Raw genomic sequence first — 18164 nt, 5'->3', positions numbered from 1 at the left:
TGGCCTGTAGCGGTACGCAAACACCTTATCCACAGAACAACCAACAGACTTTGGGTGTAACTTCGGAACCGCTGTGGAAAACTGCGCCAAACCTTCATAAACCAAGGGTTTCAACTGTTTCGTTCTTATTTGAGCGCGATTTGATCAAAATTTAACCACAATCGTAAAAGCCTTTATCCATAAGGCCTGTAGCCGATAGCAAACATCTTATCCACAGAAGCGCCAACAGACTTTGGGGGCAACTCCAGATCGCGCAACGCGCTTATCCACATGAAAACTCTCTTAAAAACCGCAACTTAGCCTGGTCATTTTTCGTACAGGAGTCTGTAACCCTTTATACACGTGCCCTGCGGCCAGCCACGAACACCTTATCCACAGCTACGCGCACAGCGATTGTGGGTAACCGCCTTGCCTGTACAAAAACATCCAGCATCTACACTCACCCTTGCAGTTCATTTCACTAGCCTGGGTTGATGAAGAAGTCCTTGGCGGGATGACAGGAGAACAGAACGGTGATGTGGCAGGGCAATCTTAGCCACCACCACGTCAAAGGTTTTACGCTGATTGAATGACGCAGGCCCTGCTGGCCAGGCTCGCGACAGTGGCTTATCCGCTGACGGCACTCATGGGTAAACGCGACGGGGAACTCGACTTGCACGCTCGTTGCAGGAAATACGGCGCGCGATTGAAGTGTCCAAAATCATCAGACCAGTTCAAGCCAGCTCCCCCAGGACTACGGGGCGTTTTCAAGTCAGCGGACGACGCCCTCTTCCATCAACAACTTGAGAATCGCCTGCGCCCCCTCCTCCGGGCTCACACCCTTGAGCACTTGCCCACCGCCACCACTGGCCTTGGCCGTCGCAGCTTTCATCCGGTCCGCACCGCTCTTGGCCTTGATCACCTTGAGCCGCTTGGGCCGAGGCTTGGCCGGTTGCAGCACGGCGCCGGTGAACAACTCATCGTCTTCAACCTCAACCTCATGGGCCGCCAATTCACCGCGCTGAGCCGGGCCGTAGGCGCTTTGCCGTGGTTTGGGCGCGGCGTTGTCCACCGTGGCCAAAAACGGCAAGCGCACCTTCAACCTGCGCCGCTGCCCACGGGGTAACGCTTGCAGCACGTGGGCCACACCGCCGTCGATGGACTCCACCTGCGCCAGCCCGACGATCAACGGCCAGCCCAATTGCTCGGCGAGCAAAAACGGCAACATGCCCGAGCCTTCGCCGGTTTCCGCCTGGCTGCCAGTCAGCACTACTTGGGCGCCGGCTTCGCGCAGATAATCACCGAGTACCGGCAACGCATCACTGCCCGCCGGTTGTTCCAGCACGTGCAGTTGCGGCAAACCCATGCCCAGATAACTGCGCAGGGTCGGTTCATTGACATTGCCGGCATGCAGCACCTGCAACTTATCCCCAGCGAGTTGCAAACCCAGCTCCACCGCGCGCGCATCCTGCTCTGCGCGGCGCGGACGCCCGGAAGTTGGATGAGCGCCGATGGACACCAGGCTGATGACATTCGTGGTCATGGTCATATCCTCAGGCCGCATCGCGCTTGGCGCCGTTGCGGTAGGTTTCTACCGCCGCGATCAAGGCTTGCAGAATCGCGGCGCTGTCGCCGATCACCGACAGGTCGGCACGCTTGATCATGTCGCAGCTCGGGTCGAGGTTGATCGCCACCACCTTGTCGCAGGCTCCGATGCCTTGCAGGTGCTGGATCGCCCCGGAGATACCCACCGCCACATACACCCGCGCCGTGACCCAGGTGCCGCTGGCACCAACCTGGCGATCACGGGCCATGAAGCCGTCGTCCACCGCCACTCGCGAGGCGCCCTCTGTGGCGCCGAGGGCGGCGGCGGTCTGGTGGAACAGCGCCCAGTCCTTCACGCCGTTGCCGCCGGAGAAAATGAACTCCGCTTCGGCCATCGGGATTGCCGCCGGATCCACCGCCACCGCGCCGAGGTCTTCGATGCGCGGCAAGCTGCGCGCCAGGGCTGTGGATAACTCCACGGGCAGCACTTCGTGACGGGTTTCGCTGACCGGCTCGGCGCATTCGGCCGCGGCCAGGATCAAGCGTGGCAGAGGGCGGGCCAAGTCTTCCTGGCCCGCGCCAGCGCGACCGATGCACTCGTTACCCTTGATTTGCCAGACACGCGTCGCCGGGCGTTCCTTGAGGCTGGCGGCAAAACGTCGACCCAATTCGCCGCCACCGCTGCGGCTGTCCGGCAGCAACCAGTGGCGCGGGTTGAACTGGTTATCCACAGCGCGCAAACCTTGCACCCGTTGTTCGGGTGAATAACCGTCGAACTCGTGGCCGTCCAGCACCAGCAGCCGGTCGACGCCAGCGGTGGCAAACGCGCTTTCCTTGTGCTCGCCAAACACCACCGCCAATACCGCGCCGTCACTGCCCGCGAGTTGGCGAGCAAGGCCAAGCAAATCGCGGTCATGGCTGCTCAGGCGGCCACCAACCATGTCTGGCACCACGTTGATGTAGAACGCAGGCGTTGGCACCTGGTGCAGCGGCAATTGCACTTCCACCGCCGCCGTACGCTTGGCCGCGCCGCCCTGCTGGGCGCCACTGCGGTCGATGCGCTTGATGCCATTGGGGCCGATAAAGCCGACACCATGCACGTTCTTGCGGATGACGCCGTTAGGCCCCATCCAACTGTGTTGCGCCGGCTGCATCGCCGCGTGCAGCGGGTGCAGACGGTTACGGGCGATCCATTCGGCCCGTGGGTCGCGGCGGATAATGTCGCTCATCAGTGCACCTCCGCAGGTTCACGCTTTAACGGGGCTTTGGCGGGTGCGGCGTCTTCCAACAGTGCGTCGGCTACCAGTTCTGCGATGTCCTTTATCAATGGGCGCGGTTCAACCACGCCTTCGAGCATCGCCGTACACTGCGGGCAACCCACCGCCACCAGCTCGGCGCCGGTTTCGCGGATGTCTTCCATACGCATGTCCGGAATACGTTGCTTGCCGGGAATGTCAGTGATCGGCGCACCGCCACCACCGCCGCAGCAGCGCGAGCGGAAGCCCGAACGTTGCATCTCCTTGACCTCGATACCCAGCGCCCGCAGCACTTGGCGCGGCGCCTCGTATTCGCCGTTGTAGCGGCCCAGGTAGCACGGGTCGTGATAGGTCACGCTGTTGCCCTTGTGCTGGCCCAGGTTCAGCGCGCCCTCGTCGATCAGCTCGGCCATGAAGGTGCTGTGGTGCTGCACGAGGTAGTTGCCGTTGAAGGCGCCGTATTCGTTTTTCAGCACATGGAAACTGTGCGGGTCGCAGGTGACGATGCGCTTGAAGCTGTACTTGGCCAGGGTCTGGATATTGCGCGAAGCCAGCAACTGGAAGGTCGCTTCATCGCCCAGGCGGCGGGCCACGTCACCGCTGTCGCGTTCTTCCAGGCCGAGCACGGCGAAGTCGACACCGGCGGCCTTGAGCACTTTGACGAACGCACGCAGGGTGCGTTGGTTACGCATGTCGAAGGCACCGTCACCGACCCAGAACAGTACGTCGCAGCTGCCTTTTTCGCTGAGCAACGGCAGGTTCAGATCCGCCGCCCAGTTCAACCGGCCTCCGGGTGCGAAGCCGCCAGGGTTGTCGGTGGCAATCAGGTTTTCGAGGACTTCGGCGCCCTTATTCGGGGTGGCGCCTTTTTCCAGGGTGAGGTGGCGGCGCATGTCGACGATGGCGTCCACGTGCTCGATCATCATCGGGCACTCTTCGACACAGGCGCGGCAGGTGGTGCACGACCATAGGGTCTCGGCGTCCACCAAACCATTGACGATGGGTTGATGCGGATTGCCGCTGTGTTCGCCGATGGCTTTGCCCGGATACGGGCTGCCGGCGAACTTGGCGTCAGTGCCGCCGGCTAGGCCGACGACCATGTCCTGGATCAGCTTTTTAGGGTTCAGCGGCTGGCCGGCAGCAAACGCCGGGCACGCGGCTTCGCACTTGCCACATTGCACGCAGGCGTCAAAACCGAGCAGTTGGTTCCAGGTGAAATCCTTGGGTTTTTCTACGCCCAGCGGTGCGGTTTTGTCGCTGAGATCCAGCGGCTTCAAACCGGTGGAACGGCCACCGCCAAAGCGTTCGGCGCGACGGTGCCAGGCCAGGTGCAGGGCGCCGGCAAAGGCGTGTTTCATCGGACCGCCCCAGGTCATGCCGAAGAACATCTCGCTCACGCCCCACAGCACGCCAACGCTCAACAGCGCGGCCAGCAGCCAGCCGCCGAAGTCCGCCGGCAGAACCCCGGCCACCGGCAACGTCACCAGGAAGAAGCTCACCGAGAACGCCATCAGGCTTTTCGGCAGGCGCATCCACGGGCCTTTCGACAGGCGCGATGGAGGGTTGCGACGGCGTAGATAGACGAAGGTGGCACCGACAAACATCAGCACCGAGGCCAGCAGCAAGGCGTAGCCGAGGATACGGTTATGCAAGCCAAAACCGTGTACCAGGATCGCCAGCAACGCCGACAGCACAAAGCCCAAGGCCGTGGCGACGTGGGTGTTGGCGATGTATTTGTCGCGGGCGACCACGTGGTGCAAGTCGACCATGTAGCGCTTGGGCATGGCCAACAGGCCGCCCAGCAGGTCGACCTTGGATGCACGGCCACGGCGCCACATGTTCACCCGGCGCAGGGCGCCGAAGACGGCAAGGCCCAGGGCGGCGAACAATAAAATGGGAAGCAGGGTGTTCAACATGGTGAAGCTCCCAAAGACCACACAGGTCTACTGTGAAACTGGCCCTGAATGTGGGAGCGGGCTTGCTCGCGAATGCGGTGTGTCAGCTGGCGCATTCGGTGGCTGAATCACCGCATTCGCGAGCAATGCCCGCTCCCACATTTTCAGACCGAGTCCACTTTGGTTCGGTGTCGGCTTAGAAATCCTTGCAAAGGCGCAGGGCGTCGTAGATCGCAGCGTGGGTATTACGCTGCGCCACGCAGTCGCCGATGCGGAACAGCAAGTAGCCATCCCCCGCCTCGCTCAGGCACGGTTGCGGCTTGATCGCGAACAAGGCTTCAACGTCGATCTGGCCCTTGTTGCGCGAACCCTCCTTGAGTGCGTAGTAGATGGCTTCGTCAGGACGCACGCCGTTCTCGACCACCACCTGATCCACCACCCGCTCCTCTTTGGCGCCGGTGTATTCGTTCTCCAGCACCGCCACCAGCTTGTCGCCTTCGCGGTAGACCTTTTCCAGCATCATGTCGCCGGTCATGATCACTTCCTTGGGGTACATGCTGCGGTAGTAAGTCGGGAACGACGTACCGCCGATGGCCACGCCCGGCTTGATGTCGTCGGTGACGATCTCGACCTGGCTGCCTTTGTCCGCCAGGAAATCCGCCACCGACATGCCGGTGAATTCGCAGATGGTGTCGTACACCAGCACGTTCTTGCCCGGTGCCACTTTGCCGTCGAGCACGTCCCAGCTGCTCACCACCAACCCTTCAGCGGCGCCCCAGTGTTCGTTCTGCTCGATGAACGGATGCCCACCCACTGCCAACACGACCACGTCCGGACGCAGGTCCTGGATGGTGTCGGCGTCGGCGGCGACACCCAGGCGCAGGTCGACTTTCAGGCGTGCCAGCTCCAACTGGAACCAGCGCGTGATCCCGGCGATCTGGTCGCGTTGCGGCGCCTTCGACGCGGTGGTGATTTGCCCGCCGATAAACTCTTTCTTTTCGAACAAGGTCACGTCGTGGCCACGTTCGGCCGCCACGCGTGCTGCCTCCATCCCGGCAGGGCCGGCACCCACCACCACGACTTTGCGCTTGGGCCCGGTGGATTTTTCGATGATGTGCGGCACGCCCATGTATTCACGGGAGGTGGCGGCGTTCTGGATGCACAGCACATCCAGTCCTTGGTACTGGCGGTCGATGCAGTAGTTGGCGCCGACGCACTGCTTGATCTGGTCGATCTGGCCCATCTTGATCTTGGCGATCAGGTGCGGGTCGGCGATGTGCGCACGGGTCATACCGACCATGTCCACATAACCGCCTTCCAGAATGCGCGTGGCCTGGTTCGGGTCCTTGATGTTCTGCGCATGCAGCACCGGGACCTTGACCACTTCCTTGATGCCCGCCGCCAGGTGCAGGAACGGCTCCGGCGGATAGCTCATGTTCGGGATCACGTTGGCCAGGGTGTTGTGGGTATCGCAACCCGAGCCCACCACGCCGATGAAATCGAGCATGCCGGTGTCGTCGTAGTACTTGGCGATCTGCTTCATGTCCTCGTGGGACAGGCCGTCCGGGTGGAACTCGTCACCGCACAGGCGCATGCCCACGCAGAAATCGTCACCCACTTCGGCGCGCACAGCCTTCAACACTTCCAGGCCAAACTTCATGCGGCCTTCAAAAGTACCGCCCCATTCGTCAGTACGCTTGTTGACCCGTGGGCTCCAGAACTGGTCAATCATGTGCTGGTGCACGGCGGACAGCTCCACGCCGTCCAGGCCACCGGCCTTGGCGCGCCGTGCGGCCTGGGCGTAGTTGCCGATCACGCGCCAGATTTCTTCCGGCTCGATGGTTTTGCAGGTAGCACGGTGCACCGGCTCACGCACGCCAGACGGCGACATCAGCGTTGGCCAGTTAAAACCGTCCCAACGCGAGCGACGGCCCATGTGGGTAATCTGGATCATGATCTTGGCGCCGTGCTTGTGCATGGCGTCGGCCAGGTTCTGGAAGTGCGGGATGATGCGGTCGGTGGACAGGTTCACCGAGCTCCACCATTCCTGCGGGCTGTCGATGGCCACCACCGAGGAACCGCCACAGATTGCCAGGCCGATACCGCCCTTGGCTTTCTCTTCGTAATACTGAACATAGCGCTCAGTGGTCATCCCGCCGTCGGTGGCATACACCTCGGCGTGGGCGGTACTGAGCACGCGGTTGCGGATGGTCAGTTTGCCGATCTGGATCGGCGCAAACATTGCTTCGAAAGCCATGGCACGGTCCTCGGCTTACAACGGCTTGACGGTGAACAAACCGTCATCGTGGCCCTCTTCGGAGCCTCCGTAGACTTGTTCGGCGACGGTGCGGATCTTGCTGCCGCGGGCTTGCAGAATCTGGTCCATGGCACCGGCAAACCAGCCGGTGAACATGTAGTCCACTTTGCGCCCGACCTTGCCGTACACGTAGACAAACGCCGAGTGCTCCAGCTTGACGCTGCAGGTGCCTTTGTCGAGGTCGATGTCCTGAATCTTGAACAAGCCCCAGCCGCGTTGCGACAGGCGCTTCATGTAGTGCTCGAACACCGCAACGCCTTCCAGGCCGTGGCATTCAGCTTCTTTTTCACACCAGTGCCAGGCGGATTTGTAGCCGGCCTTGTAGAGGATCTCGGCGTAGGCGTCGGCGCCCAGCACTTCTTCAATCCCGATGTGGTTGTTGACGAAAAAGTGGCGCGGCACATACAGCATCGGCAGGGCGTCGGAGGTCCAGACACCGGTCTCGCTGTCGACTTCGATAGGTAATTGCGGGGCGATCTTGGCCATGGAAACTTAACTCCAGAAAATTTGTTGTAGTGATAGTCCGCAGTGATGCGGTGGCTTATTCGCCCCAGACGTCCTTGAGGACGTTCACCCAGTTCTCGCCCATGATCTTGCGCACCACGCGTTCGCTGTGGCCGCGCTTGAGCAGGGTCTCGGTGAGGTTGGGGAACTCGCCCACGGTGCGGATGCCCAGTGGGTTGATGATCTTGCCGAAGCTGGTCAGGCGGCGGGCGTAGCCCTTGTCATGGGTCAGCATTTCGAAGAAATCCTGGCCATGGCCCTGGGTAAAGTCGGTACCAATACCGATAGCGTCTTCACCGACGATGTTCATGGTGTATTCGATGGCTTCGGCGTAATCGTCGATGGTCGAATCGATGCCTTTGGCCAGGAATGGCGCGAACATGGTCACGCCGACAAAACCGCCGTGGTCCGCAATAAACTTAAGCTCTTCATCGGATTTGTTACGCGGGTGCTCTTTAAGCCCGGACGGCAGGCAGTGGGAATAGCACACCGGTTTTTTCGATTCGAGGATGACTTCTTCGCTGGTTTTGGAACCCACGTGGGACAGGTCGCACATGATGCCGACGCGGTTCATCTCGGCAACGATCTCACGGCCAAAACCCGACAGGCCGCCGTCGCGCTCGTAGCAACCGGTACCGACCAGGTTCTGGGTGTTGTAGCACATCTGCACCACACCCACGCCGAGCTGCTTGAAGATCTCGACGTAGCCCAGTTGGTCTTCAAACGCATGGGCGTTCTGGAAGCCGAAGATGATGCCGGTCTTGCCTTGTTCCTTGGCTTTGCGGATGTCGGCGGTGGTTTTCACCGGGATCACCAGGTCGCTGTTTTCACGGATCAGGGTCTGGCTGGCCACGATGTTATTGATAGTGGCCTGGAACCCTTCCCACACCGACACGGTGCAGTTGGCAGCGGTGAGGCCACCTTTGCGCATGTCCTCGAACAAGTCGCGGTTCCACTTGGCAATGATCAGCCCGTCGATAACGATGCTGTCGGCGTGCAATTCGGCTGGGCTCATCAGGCGTCCCCTTATTGGCGATTCATGCGCCGAATCGTCTGCCGGCGCTTTGGGGCCAGCATATGCCCAGGGGCAACCCGAGCCGGGTGCAAAAACGACAGGGGAATTGCCGAAAGCGTCAATCCGCGACAAAGGGCATCAAGACACGTCTGACTCGCGGCTGTTCTTTGTCTTACGCTTGAGCCAGAATTCCGCATCACCTGATATGAGACGGCGCAATGAAATCGATTTTCCTGGCTTTGGCACTCATCGCAACCACCGCGCACGCGGCCGAAGACACCGACAGCACGCCGTGCGATGGCATCGAAAACGACAAGCAAACCCTGGAATGCGCCACTTACAACAGAACCACCGCCGAGCAACTGCTCAAAGATAACTATCAAGGCCTGCTGGAACGCATGGCCTCGACCTACGGCAGCGACAAAACCAAGCTGGCGGACATTACCGCTCGTCTGAAGGATGCCCAGCAAAAATGGGAAAAACTGCGCGACGCCGACTGCGCCGTAGACACCTTCCCAGCGGTGAATGGCACCAAGGCGTATGCGATTGCGCAGAATGACTGCCTGGCGCGGATGAGTGATGAGCGGTCGGAGTTTTTGGAGTCGATTGGTCAGGAATAAGCGACAATCCGCGCCACTTTCTTTCTGAACCAAGGCCATTCATGACTATTTGCGGCATCGAAATCAAAGGCAGCGAAGCCATCATCGCTGTCGCCTCCCTGGACAACCAGGCGCTGAACCACGTCGCCCTGGCCACCAAGAAAATCGCCCTGGACGACGACGATGAAGCGGCCAACGTCAAAGCCTTCGCCGCCCAGGTGAAGGCGTTTGTGCAGGCCAACGGCATTGAACGCATCGCGATCAAGAAGCGCAGCAAAAAGGGCGAGTTCGCCGGTGGCCCAACCACGTTCAAGATTGAAGGCGTGTTTCAGTTGCTCGACGGTGTGGAGGTGACGCTGCTGTCGCCACAGACCATTAATGCGCAGTACAAAAAGCACAGCTTTGAACTGCCGGCCACGTTGAACAAATACCAACATGAAGCTTACAAAGCGGCATGCTCGGCCCTGCTAAAAAAATAAGCCACAACACAAATCCCCTGTGGGAGCGGGCTTGCTCGCGAAAGCGGTGTATCAGTGAGCACATCTGAAACTGACCCTCCGCTTTCGCGAGCAAGCCCGCTCCCACATTGGACTTCGTACAGCTCTGAAATTGAGATTTATACCTAATTATGGCGGCAACTATAATTTATAGTCGCCACTATAATTGACTAAAAAACGATCAAACCACCTCCCGTCGCCGGTCCTCCCTCGGACACTTCGCAAATCTCGCCCGGTAACTGCGGGTGAAATACGACGGCGACTCAAACCCGCACGCAATGCTTACCTCCAGCACACTCAGGTCGCTCTGGCGTAACAGTTGCCGGGCTTTTTCCAGGCGCAGGCCCAGGTAGAAGTTGCTCGGGGTGTCGTTCAGGTGCAAGCGAAACAAGCGTTCCAACTGGCGGCGCGTGACTTTGATCGCTTCGGCCAGGGCCAGGGTGGTCAAGGGTGGCTCGGTGTGTTGTTCCATTTCGCCGATCACTTGCACCAATTTCTTGTTATTGATGCCGTAGCGCGTGGCGATCTGCATGCGCTGGTGGTCTTTGCGTGGGCGGATGCGGCCAAGCACGAATTGCTCGGAAACCTGGATCGCAAGTTCAGGGCCGTGGGACTGGGCGATCAGGTCGAGCATCAGGTCGATGGAGGCGGTGCCACCGGCGCAGGTGATGCGGCGGCGGTCGATTTCGAAGAGTTCCTGGGTCACCGTTAGGTGTGGATAGGATTCCTTGAACGCATCGATGGCTTCCCAATGCAGGGTCAGTCGATGGCCATCAAGCAATCCAGCTTCGGCAAGGACGCAGGCGCCAGTGTCGATGGCGCCGAGAGTGACGCCGTCGTGATCAAGACGGCGCAGCCAGTGTTCCAGCGCCGGCGTGGCGAACTGCAAAGGCTCGAAGCCTGCGACCACCAATAATGTCGCGCCCTTTTTCAGCGGCTCCAACGCCGCATCGGCGTTGACCGACATGCCATTGCTCGCCAATACCGCGCCGCCATCGGCACTCAGCACATGCCAGCGGTACAACTCGCCACGAAAGCGGTTGGCCACCCGCAGCGGCTCAAGGGCAGAGATAAAGCCAATGGCCGAGAAGCCCGGCATCAGCAAAAAGTAGAAATCCTGGGACATGGTGGCGCTCTCGTAGGACGGGCAGCGTGGCACTGTGATACTCCCGTTCTCGGGTGGATTCAAGGGGGCAGGTCGCTGCAGTGCAAAAGCGGGTCGCCGCCGTGCGTTTTGTCGCCTCCCAAGCTGCGTAACGTGGGGCCACGGTGCACAAAGACGCCGGAACCCACAATAACGACCTGCCGAGGGATCCACCATGAACCAACTGATCAGCCGCTGTGTGCTCGCACTCAGCGCCAGCGCCATTTTGAGCACAAACGTACTGGCCGCCGATGCGGCGTCTTGCCAGAACGTGCGCATGGGCGTGGTGAACTGGACCGACGTGATCGCCACCAGCGCCATGACCCAAGTGTTGCTCGACGGCCTCGGCTACAAGACCAAACAGACTAGCGCTTCCCAGCAAATCATCTTCGCCGGCATCCGCGACCAGCGCCTGGACTTGTTCCTCGGCTACTGGAACCCGCTGATGACCCAGACCATCACCCCGTTTGTCGATGCCAAGCAAGTCAAGGTCCTCGACAAACCGAGCCTGGAAGACGCGCGCGCCACCCTCGCCGTGCCGACTTACCTGGCGGACAAGGGCCTGAAAACGTTCGCTGATATCGCCAAGTTCGAAAAAGAGCTGGGCGGCAAGATCTACGGCATCGAGCCGGGCTCGGGCGCCAATACCCAGATCAAGGCGATGATCGCCAAGAACCAGTTCGGCCTGGGCAAGTTCCAGCTGGTCGAGTCCAGCGAAGCCGGCATGTTGGCCGCCGTTGACCGAGCCGTGCGCCGCAAGGAAGCCGTGGTGTTCTTCGGCTGGGCGCCGCACCCGATGAACGTCAACGTCGCCATGACCTACCTCACCGGCAGCGACGACGCCCTGGGCCCGAACGAAGGCATGGCCACCGTGTGGAGCGTGACCGCGCCGAACTACGCCGAGCAGTGCCCCAACGTGCACAAACTGCTGACCAACCTCACCTTCACCGCCGCCGACGAGAGCCGGATGATGCAACCACTGCTGGATCACAAGGACGCCATCGAGTCCGCCAAGCAGTGGCTCAAGGATCACCCACAAGACCAGCAGCGCTGGCTGGAAGGCGTGACCACCTTCGACGGCAAGCCGGCTGCGGCCAACCTGCAATTGACCAGCAAATAACCTGACTCGAACCACCGTTTCGCAGCCGCTCCCGGCTGCGAACGGCACCACTACGCCCGCCTGTAAGGAACCGCCTCATGAACCACGACGTCATCATCACCTGCGCACTCACCGGTGCTGGCGACACGACCAGCCGCAGCCCACACGTGCCGGTCACTCCCAAACAAATCGCCGCCGCTGCGGTAGAAGCCGCCAAGGCCGGCGCCACCGTTGTGCACTGCCATGTGCGCGACCCGCAAACCGGCAAGTTCAGCCGTGACGTCGCGCTGTACCGCGAAGTGATGGAGCGCATTCGCGAAGCCGACATCGACATCATCGTCAACCTCACCGCCGGCATGGGCGGCGACCTGGAGATCGGCGGCGGCGAGAACCCGATGGAATTCGGCCCCAACACCGACTTGGTCGGCCCGCTGACGCGCCTGGCTCACGTCGAAGAATTGCTGCCGGAAATCTGCACCCTGGATTGCGGCACCCTGAACTTCGGTGATGGCGACACCATTTACGTGTCCACCCCGGCCCAGCTGCGTGCTGGCGCCAAGCGCATCCAGGAGCTGGGCGTGAAAGCCGAGCTGGAGATCTTCGACACCGGTCACCTGTGGTTCGCCAAGCAGATGATCAAGGAAGGCCTACTGGACGACCCGCTGTTTCAACTGTGCCTGGGCATCCCATGGGGCGCACCGGCCGACACCACCACGATGAAAGCCATGGTCGACAACCTGCCTGTCGACGCCGTGTGGGCCGGGTTCGGCATCGGCCGCATGCAAATGCCAATGGCGGCGCAAGCAGTGCTGCTGGGCGGCAACGTGCGGGTCGGTTTGGAGGACAACCTGTGGCTGGACAAGGGCGTGCTCGCAACCAACGGGCAGTTGGTGGAACGCGCCAGTGAAATCCTCAGCCGCTTGGGTGCACGGGTCATGACCCCGGCCGAGGGGCGCAAAAAAATGGGCCTGACTAAACGCGGCTAACCCCCTGCCGAAACCGGATCAAAAATGTGGGAGCGGGCTTGCTCGCGAATGCGGTGGATCAGCCATCCAATGCATCAACTGACACACCGCATTCGCGAGCAAGCCCGCTCCCACATGGGTACATCACATTATTCAGGAATGTCTCAATGAGCTTTATCACCGAAATCAAAACCTTCGCCGCTCTGGGCAGCGGTGTCATCGGCAGCGGCTGGGTATCCCGCGCCTTGGCCCACGGCCTGGACGTCATCGCCTGGGACCCGGCACCCGGTGCTGAAGCCGCCCTGCGCAAACGCGTCGCCAACGCCTGGGGCGCGCTGGAAAAACAAGGCCTGGCACCCGGTGCCTCCCAGGACCGCCTGCGCTTTGTCGCCACCATTGAAGAGTGCGTGAAAGACGCGGATTTCATCCAGGAAAGCGCCCCGGAACGCCTGGAGCTGAAACTGGAACTGCACAGCAAGATCAGCGCAGCGGCCAAGCCAAATGCGTTGATTGGTTCGAGTACCTCGGGCCTGTTGCCGAGTGAGTTCTACGAGGGTTCGACCCATCCTGAGCGCTGCGTGGTCGGCCACCCGTTCAACCCGGTTTACCTGCTGCCACTGGTGGAAGTCGTGGGCGGCAAGAACACCGCACCCGAAGCCATTCAGGCAGCAATCAAGGTGTATGAATCCCTCGGCATGCGCCCGTTGCATGTGCGCAAGGAAGTCCCTGGTTTTATTGCCGACCGCCTGCTGGAAGCGCTGTGGCGTGAGGCGCTGCACCTGGTGAACGACGGCGTGGCAACCACCGGTGAAATCGACGATGCCATCCGCTTTGGCGCAGGCCTGCGCTGGTCGTTCATGGGCACATTCCTGACCTACACACTCGCGGGTGGGGATGCCGGTATGCGGCACTTCATGGCGCAATTCGGCCCGGCGTTGCAGCTGCCGTGGACCTACCTGCCGGCGCCGGAGCTGACTGACAAGCTGATTGACGATGTGGTCGATGGCACCAGCGATCAACTGGGCACACACAGCATTTCGGCGCTGGAGCGCTATCGTGATGATTGCCTGCTGGCGGTGCTGGAGGCGGTGAAGACTACCAAGGCAAAACACGGTATGAGCTTCGCCGAATAACCCAATGTGGGAGCGGGCTTGCTCGCTCCCACATTTCTGACCGCATATATAGCCGGAGTTATGTGATGCCTGCACTGACGACCTACACCACCGCAATCCACCCCGACTGGGTGGACTACAACGGCCACCTGCGCGACGCGTTCTACCTGCTGATCTTCAGCTACGCCACCGACGCCTTGATGGACACCCTCGGCCTCGACAGTGAGAACCGCGAAGCCAGCGGCCATTCACTGTTCACCCTGGAGCTGCACCTGAACTACCTGCACGAGGTAAAACTGGGTGCCGAAGTCGAGGTGCGCACCCAACTGATCGACCATGACGCCAAGCGCCTGCACCTCTACCACAGCCTGCATCTGGTGGGCGATGAAAAGGAGCTGGCGGGCAATGAGCAGATGCTGTTGCACGTTGATCTCGCTGGCCCGCAAGCAGCCCCGTTCACCGAGGCGACCCTGCAACGCCTCACCGCCATCACCGCCGAGCAAACCGACCTGCCGCGCCCGGCCATGCTCGGCCGCGTCATCGGCATAAAAAAAGCCCCGATCAAGCCGTGACAGGATCGGGGCAGAGTGCTTTGTGTGAGCCTGACATCCCGAGGGTGACCAAACCTTCAAGTTGCTTGCTTAGGCTTCAGTGTGCCTATTACTTCTGTCGGTAAATGGCCCGAAAACGACATGCTCATAGCCATCTGAGGCATCCACGCAATCTGCCCTTGCCGACCCGTTGAGTGGCTACCAGAATCCCAGTCAAACCCCGCTCCCTTCACCAGGATAAACGTCATGATGCATGCGGATTTGATTGACCAGGATGACCTGCTGAGCCAACTGCGCTCGCTGGGTTTCGAGGTGTCCAGCGGTGCCACCGCCGAGCAGGCTTGCGAGTGCGCTGTACGCGGTTTGAGCGCGGCGCGGGCGAAGGCGCTCAAGGGTATGGTTGAACAGATGTACACCGGTAGCGCAACGATTTTGCCGGCTGTGCGTCAGGCGATCGACAAGCAGTTGTTGCCGGCTTTGGTGCAGTTCAAGCAGAACTCCGGGGCCTGATGAATCGCATTCACGAGCAAGTCGAATCGTCGCACCGCCGCTCCCACACTTGACCGAGTTCCTACATGAGAATGCGGTCGAATGTGGGAGCGGCGGTGCGACGATTCGACTTGCTCGCGAATACAGACGACTCGGTCTAGAGCCTTACACTGGCAAATGTCGACTCATTGCGCGCCTGGCTCAACGCCGACAACGGCCCCGACAACGGTGACAACACCAGTGCCTGCGGAATCGGCATCATCGCCACCTGCTGCGTGGTGTTGGAGCCCACACGCTCATCGCGCGGCGGAATGCCGAAGTATTCGCGGTAGCACTTGGAGAAGTGCGGCGTGGACACAAACCCGCACACCGACGCCACTTCAATGATCGACATCGGCGTTTGCTTGAGCAACTGCCGTGCACGGATCAGGCGCAGCTTGAGGTAGTAGCGCGACGGCGAGCAGTGCAGGTACTTCTGGAACAGTCGCTCCAGTTGGCGACGCGACACAGCGACGTACACCGCCAGTTCGTCCAGGTCGATCGGCTCTTCGAGGTTGGCCTCCATCAGCGCGACAATTTCCTGCAGCTTCGGCTGGTTGGTGCCGAGCATGTGCTTGAGCGGCACACGCTGGTGATCCTGTTCGTTGCGGATGCGTTCGTACACGAACATCTCGGAGATCGCCGCCGACAGTTCACGCCCGTGATCGCGACTGATCAGGTGCAGCATCATGTCCAGCGGCGCGGTGCCACCCGAGCTGGTGAAACGGTTACGGTCGAGGGTAAACAGGCGGGTGCTCATGGCCACACGCGGGAAGGCTTCCTGCATCGACGCCAGGCATTCCCAGTGCACGCTGCAATCAAAGCCGTCCAGCAAACCGGCGCAGGCCAGGGCCCAACTGCCGGTGCACACAGCGCCCAAACGGCGGGATTGGCGCGCCTGGCTTTGCAGCCACGACACATGTTCACGGGTAACGGTGCGTTGGATACCCACGCCACCGCAGACGATCACGGTGTCCAGGGCCGGGGCTTTGTGCATGGAGGCATCGGGGGTGATTTGCAGACCGTCGCTGGCCCACACCTGGTTGCCGTCGACACTCAGGGTTGTCCAGCGATACAACTCGCGGCCGGACAGCTGATTGGCCATGCGCAGCGGTTCGACTGCGGAGGCCAGAGAAATCAGCGTGAAATTGTCCAGCAGCAAAAAGCCGATGGATTGAGGCGCACGGTTCTGGGGTTGGGCCCCGGAGTTGAACGACGTCATCGCGGTATCTCCTCACACAAAGCGGGTGATGGCCTCAGGCGAGGCTCTTGTTATTGCGCTCTTCATCCTAGCAAGGCGAGAGGCTTTGAAATTGATAGAGCAAATGCCATGCCTAAAATTGAATGGCCGTCCAATAACTCCTAAAAACGACCTTATGACGCGTCTATATAAGCCCGCGCGGGAAGTACGGGATATGCCGGGAAATGGACGTAGGAATAGCCCTGTTCAAGGGGTGTGAGCAGATCGGTAGCACTTGTGGGAAGGCGCTTTGGGGGCGTAGGAGAAGTCTGTCACCGCTGGCACAGGTGACGGGTGGTTGGGCGGGAAATCGTTCGCAAGCTACTTATCTATTTGCGACGCGCTAAAAGGTGGCGCTTTTGGCTTGAGCGTTCACTTTGTGAGCAGTGTTGTCTGGACTACCGCATTCGCGAGCAAGCCCGCTCCCACATTCGACCGTGTTTCTTCAGGATGTACGCGGTCAAGTGTGGGAGCGGGCTTGCTCGCGAATGCAGGCGACTCGGTCTCAACACTCGACCGCACTGACCGCCAACCCGCCCCGCGATGTCTCTTTGTATTTGTCGTGCATATCCGCGCCGGTATCGCGCATGGTGCGGATCACCCGGTCCAGGGAGATGAAATGCTGGCCATCGCCGCGTAGCGCCATCTGCGCCGCGTTGATCGCCTTCACCGCCGCAATCGCGTTGCGCTCGATGCACGGCACTTGCACCAACCCGCCCACCGGGTCGCAGGTGAGACCCAGGTTATGCTCCAGGCCGATCTCGGCGGCGTTGCACAGTTGTTCCGGCGTGGCGCCGAGGATCTCGGCCAAGCCAGCAGCGGCCATGGCGCAGGCCGAACCCACTTCACCCTGGCAGCCTACTTCGGCACCGGAGATAGAGGCGTTCTTCTTGCACAGGATGCCCACCGCCGCCGCACCGAGCAGATAGTCGACGACGTTGGCCTCGGTGACTTCTTCGCTGAACTTCATGAAGTAATGCAGCACCGCCGGAATAATCCCCGCCGCACCGTTGGTAGGCGCTGTGACCATGCGCCCACCCGCGGCGTTTTCTTCGTTGACCGCCAGGGCGAACAGGTTGACCCATTCCATGGCGCTCAAGGTCGAGCCGATCACATTGGGTTTGTTCAGTTCCTGCAAGCTGCGATGCAACTTGGCGGCGCGGCGCCTTACATTCAGGCCTCCGGGCAGGATGCCTTCGTGCTTGAGACCCTGCTCCACGCAGTCTTGCATGGCGTGCCAGAGTTTCATCAGGCCGCTGCGGATTTCCTCTTCGCTGCGCCAGACCTTTTCATTGGCCAGCATCAACTCGGCGACGCGCAGGTTGTGGGTCTTGCACAACTGCAGAAGCTCCACCGCGCTGGAAAAATCATAGGGCAATACGGTGCGGTCCATATCGGCCACGCCGCTTTGCGCCTGGGCTTCATCCACCACAAAACCACCGCCCACCGAATAGTAGGTGTCGCGGTGCAGTTCGCCGTTATCGTCGAACACCACCAGGGTCATCGCGTTGGGGTGAAACGGCAGGTTTTCGTCGAGCAGACGCATGTCCCGTGCCCATACAAACGGCACCGGCAAACGCCCATCCAACAGCAATGTGTCGGTCTCGCGCAGCGTGTGAATACGCAGGCCGATTTGCGACGGATCGATTGCGTCCGGCCACTCGCCCATCAGGCCCATGATGGTCGCGGTGTCGCTGCCGTGACCGATGCCGGTGGCCGACAGCGAGCCGTAAAGCTGAACTTCGACGCGCCGCACTTGTTCCAACAACTCACGTTCACGTAAACCTTGGACGAACAACGCCGCGGCGCGCATGGGGCCGACGGTGTGAGAACTCGAAGGCCCGATGCCGATCTTGAACAGGTCGAAAACGCTGATAGCCATTGCGGTAGAACTCCTCGATAAGCACGGCCAGGCTTG

Annotated in this window: 16 protein-coding genes; 7 read left to right on the top strand and 9 right to left on the bottom strand. The window is 60.8% G+C overall.

The genetic code is table 11. From position 1 onward, the window contains the following. Positions 1-751: 751 nt before the first annotated feature. The 6 genes from etfB to HF257_RS27815 all read right to left on the bottom strand — a co-directional run bounded on the left by etfB (position 752) and on the right by HF257_RS27815 (position 8511). Entirely contained in the window at positions 752-1522 is a 771-nt protein-coding gene (gene etfB / locus HF257_RS27840; protein WP_185709216.1) for an electron transfer flavoprotein subunit beta, read from the bottom strand. 10 nt (positions 1523-1532) lie between these two features. Next, positions 1533-2753 (bottom strand): electron transfer flavoprotein subunit alpha, encoded by a 1221-nt coding sequence (gene etfA / locus HF257_RS27835; RefSeq protein WP_185709215.1) that lies wholly within the window; start codon positions 2751-2753, stop codon positions 1533-1535. Then, on the bottom strand, positions 2753-4696 hold the full coding sequence (dgcB, locus tag HF257_RS27830) for a dimethylglycine demethylation protein DgcB (protein WP_185709214.1): 1944 nt from the start codon (positions 4694-4696) through the stop codon (positions 2753-2755). The genes etfA and dgcB overlap by 1 nt, the downstream gene beginning before the upstream one ends. 175 nt (positions 4697-4871) lie before the next feature. After that, a complete protein-coding gene (gene dgcA / locus HF257_RS27825) occupies positions 4872-6932 on the bottom strand; it encodes a dimethylglycine demethylation protein DgcA (protein WP_185709213.1) in 2061 nt (686 codons plus the stop codon). A 15-nt stretch (positions 6933-6947) separates the two neighbouring features. Further along, complete coding sequence (locus tag HF257_RS27820) at positions 6948-7478, bottom strand: DUF5943 domain-containing protein (RefSeq protein WP_185709212.1); 531 nt, start codon at positions 7476-7478, stop codon at positions 6948-6950. Positions 7479-7533: 55 nt separating this feature from the next. Continuing rightward, on the bottom strand, positions 7534-8511 hold the full coding sequence (locus HF257_RS27815) for a dipeptidase (RefSeq protein WP_053258385.1): 978 nt from the start codon (positions 8509-8511) through the stop codon (positions 7534-7536). A 218-nt stretch (positions 8512-8729) separates the two neighbouring features. Here HF257_RS27815 and HF257_RS27810 point away from each other — a divergent pair, with 218 nt between their 5' ends. Both HF257_RS27810 and HF257_RS27805 read left to right on the top strand, forming a co-directional pair. Next, positions 8730-9131, top strand: coding sequence for a lysozyme inhibitor LprI family protein (locus tag HF257_RS27810; RefSeq protein WP_185709211.1), 402 nt, complete (start codon positions 8730-8732; stop codon positions 9129-9131). Positions 9132-9172: 41 nt separating this feature from the next. After that, a complete protein-coding gene (locus tag HF257_RS27805) occupies positions 9173-9589 on the top strand; it encodes a DUF3010 family protein (RefSeq protein ID WP_185709210.1) in 417 nt (138 codons plus the stop codon). A 199-nt stretch (positions 9590-9788) separates the two neighbouring features. On the opposite strand, the gene HF257_RS27800 is transcribed toward HF257_RS27805, so the two are convergent. Beyond that, positions 9789-10733, bottom strand: a complete 945-nt coding sequence (locus tag HF257_RS27800) for a GlxA family transcriptional regulator (protein ID WP_185709209.1) — start codon at positions 10731-10733, stop codon at positions 9789-9791. Between the two features lie 193 nt (positions 10734-10926). On the opposite strand from HF257_RS27800, the gene HF257_RS27795 reads away from it, so the two are divergent. The 5 genes from HF257_RS27795 (at position 10927) to HF257_RS27775 (ending at position 14988) form a co-directional block, all read left to right on the top strand. Beyond that, on the top strand, positions 10927-11871 hold the full coding sequence (locus HF257_RS27795) for a choline ABC transporter substrate-binding protein (protein WP_185709208.1): 945 nt from the start codon (positions 10927-10929) through the stop codon (positions 11869-11871). A 77-nt stretch (positions 11872-11948) separates the two neighbouring features. Further along, positions 11949-12836, top strand: coding sequence for a BKACE family enzyme (locus HF257_RS27790; protein ID WP_185709207.1), 888 nt, complete (start codon positions 11949-11951; stop codon positions 12834-12836). Positions 12837-12982: 146 nt separating this feature from the next. Further along, entirely contained in the window at positions 12983-13948 is a 966-nt protein-coding gene (locus HF257_RS27785) for an L-carnitine dehydrogenase (RefSeq protein WP_185709206.1), read from the top strand. Between the two features lie 65 nt (positions 13949-14013). After that, positions 14014-14499, top strand: a complete 486-nt coding sequence (locus HF257_RS27780) for a thioesterase family protein (RefSeq protein WP_185709205.1) — start codon at positions 14014-14016, stop codon at positions 14497-14499. A 225-nt stretch (positions 14500-14724) separates the two neighbouring features. Next, positions 14725-14988: a hypothetical protein gene (locus HF257_RS27775; protein WP_105697784.1), complete on the top strand. Its 264-nt coding sequence runs from the start codon at positions 14725-14727 to the stop codon at positions 14986-14988. Positions 14989-15124: 136 nt separating this feature from the next. Here HF257_RS27775 and gbdR read toward each other — a convergent pair whose 3' ends face one another. After that, complete coding sequence (gbdR, locus tag HF257_RS27770; protein ID WP_003216915.1) at positions 15125-16228, bottom strand: choline metabolism transcriptional regulator GbdR; 1104 nt, start codon at positions 16226-16228, stop codon at positions 15125-15127. 523 nt (positions 16229-16751) lie between these two features. After that, entirely contained in the window at positions 16752-18128 is a 1377-nt protein-coding gene (locus tag HF257_RS27765; RefSeq protein ID WP_185709204.1) for an L-serine ammonia-lyase, read from the bottom strand. Positions 18129-18164 lie beyond the last annotated feature (36 nt).

Source organism: Pseudomonas cremoris (assembly GCF_014230465.1).
This window is presented reverse-complemented; position numbering and strand designations above follow the sequence as displayed.

Coding starts and splice junctions, on each gene's coding strand:
- etfB (WP_185709216.1), bottom strand. CDS start 1,522: ATGACCACGAATGTCATCAGCCTGGTGTCCATCGGCGCTCATCCAACT.
- etfA (WP_185709215.1), bottom strand. CDS start 2,753: ATGAGCGACATTATCCGCCGCGACCCACGGGCCGAATGGATCGCCCGT.
- dgcB (WP_185709214.1), bottom strand. CDS start 4,696: ATGTTGAACACCCTGCTTCCCATTTTATTGTTCGCCGCCCTGGGCCTT.
- dgcA (WP_185709213.1), bottom strand. CDS start 6,932: ATGGCTTTCGAAGCAATGTTTGCGCCGATCCAGATCGGCAAACTGACC.
- HF257_RS27820 (WP_185709212.1), bottom strand. CDS start 7,478: ATGGCCAAGATCGCCCCGCAATTACCTATCGAAGTCGACAGCGAGACC.
- HF257_RS27815 (WP_053258385.1), bottom strand. CDS start 8,511: ATGAGCCCAGCCGAATTGCACGCCGACAGCATCGTTATCGACGGGCTG.
- HF257_RS27810 (WP_185709211.1), top strand. CDS start 8,730: ATGAAATCGATTTTCCTGGCTTTGGCACTCATCGCAACCACCGCGCAC.
- HF257_RS27805 (WP_185709210.1), top strand. CDS start 9,173: ATGACTATTTGCGGCATCGAAATCAAAGGCAGCGAAGCCATCATCGCT.
- HF257_RS27800 (WP_185709209.1), bottom strand. CDS start 10,733: ATGTCCCAGGATTTCTACTTTTTGCTGATGCCGGGCTTCTCGGCCATT.
- HF257_RS27795 (WP_185709208.1), top strand. CDS start 10,927: ATGAACCAACTGATCAGCCGCTGTGTGCTCGCACTCAGCGCCAGCGCC.
- HF257_RS27790 (WP_185709207.1), top strand. CDS start 11,949: ATGAACCACGACGTCATCATCACCTGCGCACTCACCGGTGCTGGCGAC.
- HF257_RS27785 (WP_185709206.1), top strand. CDS start 12,983: ATGAGCTTTATCACCGAAATCAAAACCTTCGCCGCTCTGGGCAGCGGT.
- HF257_RS27780 (WP_185709205.1), top strand. CDS start 14,014: ATGCCTGCACTGACGACCTACACCACCGCAATCCACCCCGACTGGGTG.
- HF257_RS27775 (WP_105697784.1), top strand. CDS start 14,725: ATGATGCATGCGGATTTGATTGACCAGGATGACCTGCTGAGCCAACTG.
- gbdR (WP_003216915.1), bottom strand. CDS start 16,228: ATGACGTCGTTCAACTCCGGGGCCCAACCCCAGAACCGTGCGCCTCAA.
- HF257_RS27765 (WP_185709204.1), bottom strand. CDS start 18,128: ATGGCTATCAGCGTTTTCGACCTGTTCAAGATCGGCATCGGGCCTTCG.